Source organism: Candidatus Polarisedimenticolia bacterium (assembly GCA_035764505.1).
In the GTDB taxonomy this organism is placed as follows: Bacteria; Acidobacteriota; Polarisedimenticolia; order Gp22-AA2; family AA152; genus AA152.
The window spans coordinates 1-12,365 of record DASTZC010000141.1 but is presented as its reverse complement, the minus strand read 5'-3'; the positions used below and the strand labels follow the sequence as shown (position 1 = coordinate 12,365).

Below are 12,365 nucleotides of genomic sequence, written 5' to 3'. Positions count from 1 at the left end.
CACGAAGCTGCCGACCGGCCGGTTCGGGTTCTTGAGGCCGGCGCGCGAGCGGCGGATGGCCCGCGACAGGGCCGAGATCGCCTCGTTCTGCCCGACGATCCGGTGGTGCAGGGTCTCCTCCATCTTCACGAGCTTCTCCATCTCCTCCTTGCGCACCGAGGCGAGCGGGATCCCCGTCCACTTCGAGATGACCTCCTCGATGTCGTCGCGGGTCACTTCCAGCTCGGCGTCGGTGGCCGCCTGATCCCGCCGGCGGCACTCCTCGTACTTGCGGCGCAGGGCCAGCTCCTCGTCGTGGTGCTTCACGGCGTTCTCGAAGTCCTTGCGGAACAGGTAGGCCTTCATGTGGGAGACGGCCCGCTCGATCTCCTGCTCCATCTCGCGCAGCTGCTTGTAGGAGGCGCTGCGGTACAGCTTCACCCGGGCCCCCGCCTCGTCGATGACGTCGATCGCCTTGTCGGGAAGGAAGCGGTCGCTGATGTAGCGGCTCGACTGGTAGACCGCCTGAACCAGCGCCTCGTCGGAGTAGCGCACATGGTGGAACTTTTCGTAGCGATCCTTCACCCCGAAGAGGATGCGCACCGTCTCCTCCTCGCTCGGAGGGGAGATCTTGATCGACTGGAAGCGCCGCACCAGCGAGCGGTCGCGCTCGATGTGGCGGTGGTATTCCTTCGGCGTCGTAGCGCCGATGCATTGCACCTCGCCGCGCGACAGGGCCGGCTTGATGATGCTGGCGGCGTCCAGGGAGCCTTCAGCCGATCCGGCGCCGATCAGGCAGTGAATCTCGTCGATGAAGATGATGATGTTCTCGTTGCCCATCAGCTCCGAGAGGATCCCCTTCAGGCGTTCCTCGAACTGCCCGCGGTACTTCGTCCCGGCGACGATCAGCGAGAGATCCAGCGCCAGGATGCGCTTGTTGGCCAGTGACGAGGGGACCTCGCCCTGTGCAATGCGGCTGGCAAGGCCCTCCACGATCGCCGTCTTGCCCACGCCCGGATCCCCAAGCAGGACGATGTTGTTCTTGCGGCGGCGCGACAGGATCTGGATCATCCGCTGGATCTCGGCATCGCGGCCGATGAGGGGATCGAACAGCTGGCGGAACGCCATCTCGCTGAGATCGCGCGAGAACTCGTTCAGGAACGGAGTCTCCTTGATCTTCTTCGGAAGGGACCGCTCCTTCCAGACCGCCACGGTGTCCTCGCGTACCGCGTACAGCCGCATGCCCTTCTCGTGCAGCGCCCGCCCCGCGGCGGAGTCGTCCACGCGCAGCAGCCCGAGCAGCAGGTGCTCGTTGCCCACGTAGGGGTGCAGCAGCCGCTCGGCTTCCTCCTCGGCGTGGGTCAGGATGCGCTTCGATTCTTCGCTGAAGGGAATCTCGAGGGTCGTGGAGACCTTCTCACCGGAGGGGCCGCGAGCCTCCAGCTCCGCCTGGAGGAGCTCGACGTTGACGTTGGAGCGCCGGAAGATCTCCCGGGTCACCTCGTCGCCTTCCTTGAGGAGACCCAGGAGCAGGTGCTCCGAGGCGATGACTTTGCTCCCCATCTGGCTCGCTTCGTAGCGCGCCAGGAAGAGTATCTTCTTCGCACGTTCCGTGTATTTTTCGAACATCCCCGCCCTGGAGCTACCCGGCCTGCGCGGCTCGAGACGCCATCGCGGTTTTCATTATAGCTTCCCGGCCGGGGAACCCCAACCGAATTTGTACCGGCTGCCCGACAGGTCGCGCAGCGCCCCTTCCTCGAGGACGCAGACGCGATGGCAGCGCTGCGCCAGCCGCTCGCTGTGGGTCACCAGGACGGTGGCGGCGGCGCGGCGGGAGGCCGCCTCCTGGATCAGGGAGAAGACAATCTCGCTCGATTGGAAATCCAGATTGCCGGTTGGCTCGTCGGCGAGGAGCATCGCGGGTCCGGTCACCAGCGCGCGCGCCAGCGCCACGCGTTGCTGCTCGCCTCCGGAAAGCTCCGAGGGACGGTGCCCGAGGCGCTCCTTCAGTCCGAGCTCTTCCAGGAGCCGACGGGCCGCCAGGCGTGCCTCCTCGCGGCCGGCGCGGCGGATCAGGCACGGCATCATGACATTCTCCTCCGCCGTGAACTCGGGAAGCAGGTGATGGAACTGGAAGACGTAACCCACTTCACGGTTCCTGAGCAGCGCCCGCTCGTGCTCTCCGAGAGCGGCCATGTCCCGTCCGGCCACCCGGATGGTCCCCGAGTCGGGACGATCCAGTCCGCCCAGCAGGTGCAGCAGCGTGCTCTTGCCCGCTCCCGATTCGCCCACGATGGCCACCATCTCGCCAGCCTCCACCTGCAGCGATACGCCCCGCAGCACCTCGAGACGCCGGCCGCCGGAAGGAAAGCTCTTGGTCAGCTCCCGGACCTGCAGGATCGGCTCACTCATAGCGCAGCGCTTCGACCGGATCGAGGCGGCCCGCCTGCCGCGACGGGTAGAGGGTCGCCAGGAAGGAAGCCAGCAGCGACACGGCGCAGACCACCGCGACGTCCGCGGCACGCACCTTGAACGGGACGTAAGGAATGTAATAGACCTCCACCGGCAGCTTCACGATGTGATAGGCATCGAGCCACCAGCACAGTCCCAGCCCGAGCAGGCAGCCCACCGTGGTGCCGAAAACGCCGATGATCGCCCCTTGCGCCATGAAGATGCGGGTGATGCCGGAAGGCGGCATCCCCAACGCCAGGAGCGCGCCGATGTCGCGCACCTTCTCCATGACCATCAGGATCAGCACCGTAATGATGTTCAGCGCCGCCACCACCACGATCAGACCCACGGCGATGCTCATCAGCAGCTTCTCCAGGTTCAACGCCGTGAAGAAGGTCTTGTTCATGGCCTCCAGATCGTTCACGAAATAATCCTTGCCCAGACGCCTCTGGACCGCTTCTCCCACTTCCTTTAGGCGGGAGAGGTTCTGCAGGCGCGCCTCCACGACGGTCACGGCGCCCTGCAGCCCGGCCAGCGACTGCGCCTCGCCGAGATCCACGTAACCACGCGCCGAGTCGTAGTCGTAGAAGCCGGAATCGATCAGCGCGATCACCTGGAAAGGGCGGCTCTTGGGGACCGGGAGAAAGGGGGTCATCTGGAGCTGCGGCAGGATGACGCGCACCCGATCGCCGGGAGCGACGCCCAGCGTCGCCGCCAGGTCCTTCCCGAGCGCCACGCCGGGAAGCCCGGTGCCGCGCGCGGCAAGCCGCGAGAGATCTCCCGAGGCGACCTTCTCCGCCAGATCGGTGACATGCTTCTCGTCCTCGATGCGGATTCCCTTCAGCACGACGCCCGTCCCGCCCGGGTTGAGGTCGCTGACCATCAGCCCCTTGAGCAGGACCACGGGGGAGGATGCGGCAATCCCGGGAACCGTCCGCAGGATCCGGACCACCTCCTCGGGACGCTCGATCGGCCTGCCGGCCCAGCCTCCGAAAATCGTGAGGTGGGCGTTGGCGCCTAGAATCTTTGAGCGGATGTCCTGCTGGAAGCCGGTCATCAGCGCGAGTGCGATGATCAGCGCCGCCACGCCGACGATGACCCCGAGGATCGAGATGAGGGAGATGACCGAGACGAAGGTCTGCTTGCGCTTGGCGGTGAGGTAGCGCAGGGCGATGAAGAGCTCGTAGGAGCTCACCGGCCCTCCCTCGCTCCGCCGCTCACGGCGAGGAGTTCTCCGGCTTCTTGCGGCTCTCCCGCTTCTTGCCGGTCCAGGCGCCTGTGGAAGCGGTGCCGTCGCCGATCAGGCGGCTCAGCCAGGTGCCCTTGATCGACTTCTGATCCGCCGCAACCAGGCCCTCGAGATCCGAGACGGCCCCCAGCTTGCTGTCGATCCGGTGCAGCACCACCTTGTTGTTGATCAGCGTCCCCTGCAAGCTGCCGCGAAAGCCGCCATCCTGCTGGTACTCCCCCTCGATGATCGCTCCCGACTGGCGCAGCGAGAAGATCGCCCGGTCGTTGGAAGGGGCATAGACCACGTCCCACGAGCCGCTCAGCCCCTCGGGCTCCTCCGGGGACCGCCGCTGCAGGGTCGCCAGCCGGTCCTGGATGAAGCGCATGCGCTCCCGCGAGTCGGCGATCTGCTCCCGCAGCCGCCGCAGGAGATCGTTGGTCGTGGCCTCCAGACGCTCGGCCGAGTCGATCTGCAGCGCCAGCGAGTCCTCGTCGTCCTCCTCCGCGGCGGCGGAGCCCCGGCGCACGACGGTGCCGAGCTTCTGGTAAAGCAGCGTGAGCCGATCACGGATTTCCTCGCGGCGCGTCTCGGTCGCGCCGTATTCCGCGAGGCTCCGGTCCAGGCGCGCCTTCTCCAGATCGAGGTGCACCTTGAGGGTGTAGGCCGCCGCCGACGTGTCCCGGGGGGTCTCCGGATCGGCCGGCTCTTCCCGCTCCGCCGCGGCCAGGCCTCCTGCGAGCGCCAGAAAGACCAGCGCCCGGGCGGCCATGCGTCGCATGCGGCCTTTCACGAGGCATCCCGCGCCGACAGCGCGCCCTGCTCATAGAGCGCTTCCGCCACCCGGACCGCGTTCAGTGCCGTGCCGCTCACCAGGTTGTCGCTCACGCCCCACACCCAGAAGGCGCCCGGCAGCGAAGGGTCGGGGCGGATCTCGCCAATCACGATCCCCTCCTGGCCCGCCATCTCAGCCGGAGAAGCGGAACCCGAGTCCAGGCGGCGAAGCCCCTCCTGACCGGTCAGCGCCCGGTGGAGCGCCTCGCTCGACACGCTCTCGGCAAAGCTCACCCGGCAAAGAAACGAGTGGCCGTGGAAGACCGGGACCGACAGCGTGGCGACGGCGTGCGGGAACCGGGCCCCCCCGAGGATGAATCCCACCTCCTGGGCCAGCAGCTCGTCGGGGAACGCGGGGGACTCCGACTGTCGGGACCGAAGCAGATTGAACGCCTGGATGCCGCCGAAGCGCTCCTTGGGGAATTCGGTGAAGTTGAGCACACCGACCGTCTGGCGGTACAGCTCATCGATTCCTTCCTCCCCTTTCTCGGAGGCGGGCTGAAAGATGACGCTGGCCACCTCGCGCAACGCCGAGAGCCTGGCCAGCGGTGCCAGGAGGGTGGAAAGGATCAGAGAGGCCGGATGAGGGGAGGCAACCAGCCCTTCATGCCGCTTGACTGCCAAAGGATTCACCCCGGCGTTGACGACGGGAATCCCCTTCCGGCGGTTGGTGGTCAGAGTCAGGTCGATGGCGACGAACCCGCCGCGCCGCGGCCAATCAAGGTATTCCCCCGCCGAGCCGTCGGGCCCGCAGAAGAACGCCAGATGGATCGATTCCATGGCGGCGAAATCGGGCCGGGTCGCCAGCATCGCCTCGCCGTCGAACTCGGTCACGTTTCCCCCTTCTTCCATCGCCCCCGTGTCGAAGACCGTCACCCGGCCCATCGGAAACCGGCGGCGCGCCAGCTGCCCTTTCACTCCCTTGCCGACGAGCGTGGAGGAGTCGAACAGGGCGAGATTCAGCGTCCGGGTGGGCTTCGATTCGGCGCTAGGGCGAGCCATGGCCGTGCGTCGCCTGCACCGGGGTGGTGCCTTCTCTCCCATCTCCCTTGGCCGAGAACAAGCCGCGGGGGACGACACCCGAGAGGATATAGAGGAAAGCCATGCCCAGGAGCACCTGCTCGGGCCAGGCGAAGATGGCGAGAAGAATCAGGATCGGCAGGAGAAGGACCGGGTACGGCCTTCGCGCCTTCAGGTCCAGCTCCTTGAGGGAGCGATAGCGCATCTTCGAAACCATGAGGATGGCAAGGGTGACCATCAGCAGCCAGACCAGGATGCCCATGACCGGGTCTTGTACCGGGCGGGGATAGTAATAGACCAGCGCCGCCAGCGCGCCCGCTGCCGCGGGAATCGGCAGTCCGACGAAGTGGCGGCGGTCCGTGCTGCTCGTCTGGATGTTGAACCGAGCCAGCCGCAGGGCGCCGCACAGCACGAAACCGAAAGCGGCCACCATGCCGGGCCGGCCCAGATCGGACAGACCCCAGCAGTAAGCCAGCACTGCCGGAGCGACGCCGAAGGAGATCAGATCGGAGAGCGAGTCGAGCTCCCGACCGAAATCGCTGGCGGTCCCGGTGAGCCGCGCCACCAGACCGTCCAGGCCGTCGAGAACCAGGGCGAGCGCAATCAACAGCGCCGCCAGGGAATACTCCCCCCCGATCGACTTCAGGAGCGAGATCAGGCCGAAGAAGAGGTTGACGGAGGTGAGGACGCTCGGGAGCGTGGCCCCGCGACGAAATCGGATTTTACCGGGTGCTCGCTTCCTCAAGCCGTCTCTCCTGGACCGCGGCCGCCGCCGGGTTCCTTGCAAGAATGCTGCTGCCACCCTGGACTCTATCCCCCACGGCCACCGCCGCCGGGATTCCTGCGGGGAGGACAACCTCCAGGCGCGAGCCGAACTGGATCAGGCCGATACGCTCCCCGGCCTCCACCCGGTCTCCCACCCGCTTCCAACATACTATCCGACGGGCTATCACGCCGGCGATTTGCGCCAGGCGGATTTCCCCGTGCTCCGTCTCCAAGGTCATCTCGTTGCGCTCGTTCTCGATTCCGGCCTTTCCATGGTTGGCGGGAAGGAACCGTCCGGAGCGGTAGTCCAGCTTGCGGACCGTCCCGGCCGCGGGGGCGCGATTGATATGAACGTCGAAAAGGGAGAGGAAGATCGCGATGTGGGTCCGGCCGGTCTCGTCGCGGTGCACCTCGACCACCCGGCCGTCTCCGGGGGAGACGACGGCGTCCGGATCGCGCGGGACTTCACGCCGGGGATCCCGAAAGAAATAGGCGACGAATGCGGATAGGGCGAAGGCACCGCCCGAAAGGAAGGGAAATCCAAGAGCCGCCGCGGCCAGCGCCACAGTCAGACCGACCACCAAGTAGGGCATCGACTCCTTGGCGATCCGCACGGGAAGCCTCGAGGGTTGGGGGGTCGCCCCCTTTAGAGCGCCTGCGGTGGAATCTCCCTCAGCGGGACGATGCCGTGAGGTTTCCGTCCCTGTAATGACGCATCAGAATCTCCATCTTGTCCTTCAGAAGGAGCTTCTTTTTCTTGATGTTCACTTCCTCCAGCTTCTCCTCTTCGTTCAGGAAGCCTTTCCCCTGGAGCTCGTGCAACCGGGCCTCGCAAGCCGCATGCGACTCCATCAGGAGTCGAAACTCCTCGTTCTCCTTGCGAAGCACTTCCTTGAGCTCCCGGGGATCGGTCTCCATGGCGGCACCTCCTTGCTGGCAGGAAATGAAACATACGGGGTGGGGTTGTTCTTCATCGGATTTCTGCGAGCAGTCTAGCATCCCGTGCGGGAACCCGCAAATTGAGCCTCGCGCGCCCTCTTTACAAAGAAGCCCGCATCACCAGCGCGTCTTCGTGAGTGTCGGTGTAGTAGTTCCTGCGCCGTCCGACTTCCTGGAAGCCGAGCTTGGCGTACAGGCGCAGTGCCGCGGTGTTGCTGGGCCGCACCTCGAGCGAGATGCGACGGCATCCGAGACCCCGGCCGACCTCCATCAGGTGCCTGAGGAGCGCTTCGCCGCGTCCCTGCCGGCGCGATCCGGCGCTCACCGCGAGATTGTTGATCCTCACCTCGGCGTCGATGATCCAGGTGCTCGCGTAGGCCTCCACGCCGCCGCTGGAAGAGCGGACGACGCGGTTGCAGGCAAAGGGATTGTTCTCGATCTCGTGCAGGAAGTTGGCGTGGGTCCACGGAATCGGGAAGGTATCGCGCTCGATGGCCACGACCTCCGGAAGGTCCCGGGGGAGCATCGGCTCGATGCGGCACCCCTCTAGCGTCTGCGGGGCAGCTCCGCGTCGGGAGGACGGATGTAGTTCGGTCTCAGATGAGCGAGAGACCACGGCGCTCCTTGCCGGTCGCGCGAGGCGGCCATCTCCGCCAGCGCCGTTCCGAGGAAAAAAGGTCCGGAGTCGAACAGATCGGCCTCGCCTCGCAGGCGACCAATCAGATCCCGGTGGACCCGCGACCCGTCCCCCGTGAAGATCACGGGGCCGGTCGGTACGCTGCCGATGAAGCGCTCCGGCGCCTCGCCGCGCTCGGACAGCACGGACACCGGCTCGTCTCCCTGCCAGCGGACCACCGAAGCATACACTTCACCGCGCCCCGCCTCGACCATCGCCGCCACCGGAAGCCGGGAGGTTCGGAACCTCCAACCCAGCGCCGAGAGGGTCGAGAACCCGCGGGCCGGAATGCTCCGGGCCACGGCGAGCCCCTTGACGGTGGCGATGCCCACCCTCAGCGCGGTGAAAGATCCCGGACCGAGGGCCACTCCGAGCAGATCGACCTTCGAGAAGTCGGCGCCGGCGAAATCCAGGAGGAGATCCAGGCTCTTCAGCAACCTTCCCTGGTGGTGTCCCGCCGAGTCAACATTGAGCTCCGCCACCAATCGATCCTGCTCCACCAGGGCAATGCTCCCGGCGGGCGTGGAAGTATCCACTCCGACGCAGAGCACTCATCCCACCTCGAGGCGCTCCCGCTGGAGGAATCGCGCCACTTCCGCTTCCTGGTGCTCCCATTCCAGCAGGAACGCGATGCCCACGTCGAAGCGTCCGGGCCGTCCCGCGTCTTCCAGCTCCTCGACGCGGACCACCCTTCCCTTCAGCGTGATCCGGTCCGGCCCATCCGCCTCCCGGCACTTGATCACCACTTCCTGGCCGATACCGTAGTCCCGGCCCGTTTCCAGGAGCAATCCGCTGCGGCTCATATTGCGCGCCACCACCGAAGAGGATTCGTCGAACAATCCGTCGGGGGAATCGAGATCCACGCTCAGCCCACGGCTGTGCGGGTCGAAGCGAATGAAGTTGCGACGCTCCTTGTAATAGACGGCGACGGAGTTGAGGCCGCGCGCCTTGGCCTGGTAAAGGGCCTCCTCCGCGCGCGCCAGCAGGCGCTCGCCCACCGTGGAATCCTCCGGGTATTTCGCCACCCCGATGCTGAGGGTCAGGCGGATGGGTTTGCCGTCCACCCCGCGGCGCACGAAATGCCGCTCGATTTCGCGCCGGATGCGCTCCGCCACCAGGTAGGCCCCCATGCGCTCGGTCTCGGGAAGCATCAGAACGAACTCCTCTCCCCCTTGGCGCGCCGCGAGATCGATGTCCCGGATCTTGTTCTTGATGAGAATCGCCACTTCCTTGAGAAGGATGTCCCCGACCCGATCGCCGTAGCGCTCGTTGACTTCGCGGAAGTTGTCCAGGTCCATGGCCAGGAGGCACAGGTCCAGCTCGTAGCGCTTCGACCTGCGCAGCTCGCGCTGCAGACCCGCGCGGAAGGCGCGCGCATTGGGCAATCCGGTGAGCGGATCGAGCGCGCCGGAACGCTCCGATTCCTCGAAGACCGACATCTCGATGATTCGCGGACGCGTCAGCTTGCGGTTCACGTTCAGCAGATAGTCGAAGACGGCGACGCGCAGCCCCACTTCCCGCCCCATCCGGGCGACGAGGTGGATGCGGTGCTGGAGGATTGCGCTCCACAGGGCCTGGGCCTCCTCCTCGTCCATCGTCAGATGCGTCAGGACCATCATCAGGGCGGCATGCACCTGGACTCCGGTCTCGGCGCGAATCTGCGACAGCCGCGAGAGCAGGCGATGCTCGTTGTGGGAGTCCTCGTCGAGCAGCGCCAGCAGAACCCCTTTCACCCTCTCGACTTCATCGGGGGTGATCACGCCTTGCTCCTCATTCCACCCCCTGCAGGCGGAGCGCGCCCGCCCAGCGCTCCAAAGCCTCGCGGTGCTCGCCGGAGCGCGGGAGGAAGCGGACCGCGGTGCGTGTCATGAACTCCCCGGAGGAGGGGGTGCTCTCCCAGACAACCTGGGCCTCGAGCAGGAGCGACTCTCCCGCGGCTCCCTCGAGGCGCAGCTCCAGCGTCTCTCCCGGCTGGGCCGGGGAACCCCCTTCCAGCAGCGCGCCCGCAGCGCTGAATTCGCGTACCCGGACCACTCCACTGCGGTCGCCGCGTGAGAAATCTGCACAGATTCCGCCGGCAGGTCCCATGGGACGGTACCTCACCTGAGAGCGTCTCTCCGGCGTTCTCATGACGACCCGGTTGCCCCCTGATTCCTCCGCCCAGCGCACGGCGGAGCGCGCCTGGTCGAGGAGGCGCAGGGCGCTGTCGCCGTCTTCGGGAAAAGCAGCCAGGCCCGCCGAAAGAGTGACGCTCATACCCGGCGCGAGTCCCGGGAGGAGGAAGCCCTCCGAAACCGCGACCCGTATCCGATCCGCCGCCACGTAGCCTCCCATCCGCCGCGTCAGCGGAAGCAGCAGGGCGAAAATTCCACCCTCGAGGCGGGCCGCGAGATCCATGTCGCGCAGCCGACCGCGGATGAGCATCGCCGTCTCACGCAGGACCGCATCTCCCGTCCGCCGGCCGGATAGGCTGTTCATGCCGGCAAAATCGTCCAGATCGAGGAGCGCGATGACGAATTCCTGCGCATTGCGGTGGGCCCGGCGGGCTTCGGAGCGCAAAGCGGCGAGGTAAGCACGCTCCCCCAGCAGGCCGGTCACGCCATCGGCCTCGGCGCTTCGGGCGGCGCGCTCGAAGCTTCCCTCGTCCACCATCTTGGGGCTGCTGAGGAGACGCTCGCGGTTCACGAAATGATCCAACGCGGCGACCCGGATGCCGGGATCCCTTCCCAGCCGCCAGCTGAGCTCCTCCCGATGCAGTGCAATCGCCTCCCAGTGGCCGCGTGCCTCCTCCTCGGCCATGCGCAGGTTGCACACCAGCGAAATCAGGGCGCTGTGGACGGGGAACCCGTCTGGAAGCTGCAAATCGTCAATGTCAAGGGAGCCGGCGGAGTCGATGAGGGATTGGAGCGCCTCGATCTGGGTGGGGCTGATTCGATGGGGGTGAAACCAACCCTGCAATGCGCACTCCATTGATCAGGCAGGAGTTATCCTAACGCGCCGAAAAACGGGCTGTCAACTGCAAATTCCCATGCCGGCAATGAAACTTCGCGGCTCCGATATCGTTTGAATGAAAGGCGGGGAATCCTGGTAGAATCCGGCTGCTCACCCCAATCCCCCCGATTCGGAGTGGTCCGATGACTAATCCACCGAGCGTTGCCCCCACGGCAGCCTCATCTCGCTCCGCGATCTCTCCGAAGCCCGAGCTCCCCTCCGACGAATTCCTCATTACCCGGATCCTGTCGGGCGAGACGGAGCTTTATGGGACACTCATCGGCCGCTACGAGCGTCCGATCGTCAACTATATCTACCGGATGATCGGCGATTACGACCAGGCGCTCGACCTGGCCCAGGAAGTCTTTTTCAAGGCCTACCGCTCGCTCGAGCGGTTCGACCCCTCTTTCCGGTTCTCCACATGGCTGTATCGCATCGCCTCCAACCGGAGCATCGATCATCTGCGCAAGCAGGCGCCGGTCCTGCTTTCGCTGGACGAGCCCTCCGAGTCGGATCCGGGAAGGCGGGAAGGGGCCATCCAGCTCAAGAGCGCCGCGCGTGGACCGGAAGACCTGCTCGCCTCCCGCCAGCTGGGCGAGAGGATTTCGATCGCCATCGACGAGCTGCCGGGGGCCTATCGCGAGCTGGTCCTGCTGCGTCACCTGCAGGGGCTCTCTTACGAGGATATCGCCCGCGTCAAGCGGCTTCCCTTGGGAACCGTGAAGAACCGCCTCTTCCGCGCCCGGGAGATTCTCCGGCGCCAGCTGGGGGAGTGATGGAGTCCTGCGCCCGTCTCGTCACGCTGCTCCCGGAGTTCGCGGAAGAAAGCCTGCCGCATCATGAAACCTCGCGCGTGCGGCTGCATCTCGACGCCTGCGAAGCCTGCCGCCGGCGCGTCGTGGGCCACCATCGCACGCTTGCCGCACTTGAGAGCCTGCCCCAGGTCGTACCGCCCGAGACGCTGCGTCACTCGGTCATGGAGCGCGTCCGCCGGGACCCCCTGCGCAAGATGGGGAGCCGCGACCACCTGCGCCTGGTCAAGGTCCTTTTCGGAATCGGTATCGGTCTGTTCGCCGCCTCGGTCGGCTTCGGCGCCGCGCTGATCTCGCGCACCTCGTGGATCTCGGGCTCTTTCGCCGAGCCGTCGCTTTTGACCGACTGGATGATTACTCTCGGACAGGCGGCCTTCTCGTTGTTGGCCGGGATCGCGACCGGATCGGAGATTCCGCCTCTTGCGACCCCTCGGGGACTGCTCGCCTGGCACGGCCTCTGGACCGTGCTTCTGACGGTCATGTTGACCGCCATGGCAGCCGGGTTTGGTGCACTGGCAACCGTACGGCTCCTCTCCCGTCGTCCCACGCGCTGATCTCTTCCCTCCGACACGCTTCTTCGACCTCGCTTTAGCGCCTCCTGCCGACCGCGACCCAAGTCGTTGCGTTCGTTGAGGGAAAATCTTTGACAATTCTTTGACTGCGCATTATA

Annotated in this window: 14 protein-coding genes; 2 read left to right on the top strand and 12 right to left on the bottom strand. The window is 66.1% G+C overall.

Annotation, left to right across the window (positions count from 1 at the left end):
• From VFW45_09880 to VFW45_09825, 12 genes are all read right to left on the bottom strand, one after another.
• Positions 1 to 1,608, bottom strand: a 1,608-nt coding sequence (locus VFW45_09880; GenBank protein HEU5181092.1) for an ATP-dependent Clp protease ATP-binding subunit, incomplete at its 3' end; no start/stop codon positions are given.
• A gap of 54 nt (positions 1,609 to 1,662) precedes the next feature.
• Positions 1,663 to 2,391 carry an ABC transporter ATP-binding protein gene (locus VFW45_09875; protein ID HEU5181091.1) on the bottom strand — a complete coding sequence of 243 codons (729 nt, stop codon included), beginning with the start codon at positions 2,389 to 2,391 and terminating at the stop codon, positions 1,663 to 1,665.
• Positions 2,384 to 3,625 (bottom strand): FtsX-like permease family protein, encoded by a 1,242-nt coding sequence (locus tag VFW45_09870; GenBank protein HEU5181090.1) that lies wholly within the window; start codon positions 3,623 to 3,625, stop codon positions 2,384 to 2,386. Before VFW45_09870 ends, VFW45_09875 begins: the two co-directional genes overlap by 8 nt.
• 22 nt (positions 3,626 to 3,647) lie before the next feature.
• Entirely contained in the window at positions 3,648 to 4,451 is an 804-nt protein-coding gene (locus tag VFW45_09865) for a hypothetical protein (protein HEU5181089.1), read from the bottom strand.
• Entirely contained in the window at positions 4,448 to 5,494 is a 1,047-nt protein-coding gene (locus tag VFW45_09860) for an Asd/ArgC dimerization domain-containing protein (protein HEU5181088.1), read from the bottom strand. Before VFW45_09860 ends, VFW45_09865 begins: the two co-directional genes overlap by 4 nt.
• Positions 5,481 to 6,257, bottom strand: a complete 777-nt coding sequence (pssA, locus tag VFW45_09855) for a CDP-diacylglycerol--serine O-phosphatidyltransferase (GenBank protein HEU5181087.1) — start codon at positions 6,255 to 6,257, stop codon at positions 5,481 to 5,483. Before pssA ends, VFW45_09860 begins: the two co-directional genes overlap by 14 nt.
• The gene (locus VFW45_09850) at positions 6,235 to 6,891 is read right to left on the bottom strand and encodes a phosphatidylserine decarboxylase (GenBank protein ID HEU5181086.1); all 657 of its coding nucleotides are present in this window, start codon (positions 6,889 to 6,891) and stop codon (positions 6,235 to 6,237) included. Before VFW45_09850 ends, pssA begins: the two co-directional genes overlap by 23 nt.
• Before the next feature lie 58 nt (positions 6,892 to 6,949).
• A complete protein-coding gene (locus VFW45_09845) occupies positions 6,950 to 7,195 on the bottom strand; it encodes a hypothetical protein (GenBank protein HEU5181085.1) in 246 nt (81 codons plus the stop codon).
• 121 nt (positions 7,196 to 7,316) lie between these two features.
• Positions 7,317 to 7,742: a ribosomal protein S18-alanine N-acetyltransferase gene (gene rimI / locus VFW45_09840; protein HEU5181084.1), complete on the bottom strand. Its 426-nt coding sequence runs from the start codon at positions 7,740 to 7,742 to the stop codon at positions 7,317 to 7,319.
• A gap of 20 nt (positions 7,743 to 7,762) precedes the next feature.
• Positions 7,763 to 8,443 carry a tRNA (adenosine(37)-N6)-threonylcarbamoyltransferase complex dimerization subunit type 1 TsaB gene (gene tsaB / locus VFW45_09835; GenBank protein ID HEU5181083.1) on the bottom strand — a complete coding sequence of 227 codons (681 nt, stop codon included), beginning with the start codon at positions 8,441 to 8,443 and terminating at the stop codon, positions 7,763 to 7,765.
• A complete protein-coding gene (locus VFW45_09830) occupies positions 8,444 to 9,652 on the bottom strand; it encodes a diguanylate cyclase (GenBank protein HEU5181082.1) in 1,209 nt (402 codons plus the stop codon).
• Positions 9,653 to 9,662: 10 nt separating this feature from the next.
• The gene (locus VFW45_09825; protein HEU5181081.1) at positions 9,663 to 10,850 is read right to left on the bottom strand and encodes a diguanylate cyclase; all 1,188 of its coding nucleotides are present in this window, start codon (positions 10,848 to 10,850) and stop codon (positions 9,663 to 9,665) included.
• A 176-nt stretch (positions 10,851 to 11,026) separates the two neighbouring features.
• On the opposite strand from VFW45_09825, the gene VFW45_09820 reads away from it, so the two are divergent.
• Positions 11,027 to 11,659, top strand: coding sequence for a sigma-70 family RNA polymerase sigma factor (locus tag VFW45_09820; protein HEU5181080.1), 633 nt, complete (start codon positions 11,027 to 11,029; stop codon positions 11,657 to 11,659).
• Positions 11,659 to 12,249 carry a zf-HC2 domain-containing protein gene (locus tag VFW45_09815; GenBank protein ID HEU5181079.1) on the top strand — a complete coding sequence of 197 codons (591 nt, stop codon included), beginning with the start codon at positions 11,659 to 11,661 and terminating at the stop codon, positions 12,247 to 12,249. Before VFW45_09820 ends, VFW45_09815 begins: the two co-directional genes overlap by 1 nt.
• Positions 12,250 to 12,365: the final 116 nt, after the last annotated feature.

Coding starts and splice junctions, on each gene's coding strand:
- VFW45_09875 (HEU5181091.1), bottom strand. CDS start 2,391: ATGAGTGAGCCGATCCTGCAGGTCCGGGAGCTGACCAAGAGCTTTCCT.
- VFW45_09860 (HEU5181088.1), bottom strand. CDS start 5,494: ATGGCTCGCCCTAGCGCCGAATCGAAGCCCACCCGGACGCTGAATCTC.
- VFW45_09845 (HEU5181085.1), bottom strand. CDS start 7,195: ATGGAGACCGATCCCCGGGAGCTCAAGGAAGTGCTTCGCAAGGAGAAC.
- rimI (HEU5181084.1), bottom strand. CDS start 7,742: ATGCTCCCCCGGGACCTTCCGGAGGTCGTGGCCATCGAGCGCGATACC.
- VFW45_09820 (HEU5181080.1), top strand. CDS start 11,027: ATGACTAATCCACCGAGCGTTGCCCCCACGGCAGCCTCATCTCGCTCC.
- VFW45_09815 (HEU5181079.1), top strand. CDS start 11,659: ATGGAGTCCTGCGCCCGTCTCGTCACGCTGCTCCCGGAGTTCGCGGAA.